General features: G+C 33.4%; 1 protein-coding gene. It reads left to right on the forward strand.

Annotated features, from left to right (window positions below):
• Positions 1-253: 253 nt before the first annotated feature.
• On the forward strand, positions 254-626 hold a 373-nt coding region (locus tag KI356_RS27230; protein ID WP_238486251.1), incomplete at its 3' end, for an ABC transporter substrate-binding protein.

Raw genomic sequence — 626 nt, forward strand, 5'->3', positions numbered from 1 at the left:
ATAATTTTTTGAAAATTGCATGTAATTGAAGTTCTAATTTCAAGATGATGGTAGCAGTGCTAATGTATTCCTTTACAAAAAATTAAAAATATAAACATTTTATTAAAAATTTTAACAAAAAAACAAAAAACTATATTCACAATCGTCATATTATATGTATAATGAAAATTGTAGAAACTTGGAGATTATTCTTTCAATTCTGTTTTTCTACAAGTGAGGGTACAGGAAGTGCAATTAGGGGAGGCAACACAACATGAAGAAAAAGATACCGTTATTACTTGCATCAACTTTAACTGCAAGTATGTTGCTTAGCGCGTGTAGCTACGAGAAAGATGACGCGAAAGCAAAAGGGAAAGAAAACGCTACTAGTAGTAGTAACGGGAAACAGATTCTTAATCTAACAGAGTTATCTGAAATTCCGTCAATGGATGCATCATTAGCATCAGATTCTGCATCTTCAACAGCATTAAATAATACGATGGAAGGTTTATATCGTACTGGCAAAGATCAAAAGAGAATGCCTGGGGTTGCTGAAGACGTCCAAAAGCTAGATGATGGGAAGAAATACATATTTAAATTAAGAAAAGATGCGAAATGGTCGAACGGGGAACCTGTAACAGCGAAAG

The sequence above is a fragment of the Bacillus hominis genome, from assembly GCF_018332515.1.
Classification (GTDB): domain Bacteria; phylum Bacillota; class Bacilli; order Bacillales; family Bacillaceae_G; genus Bacillus_A; species Bacillus_A hominis.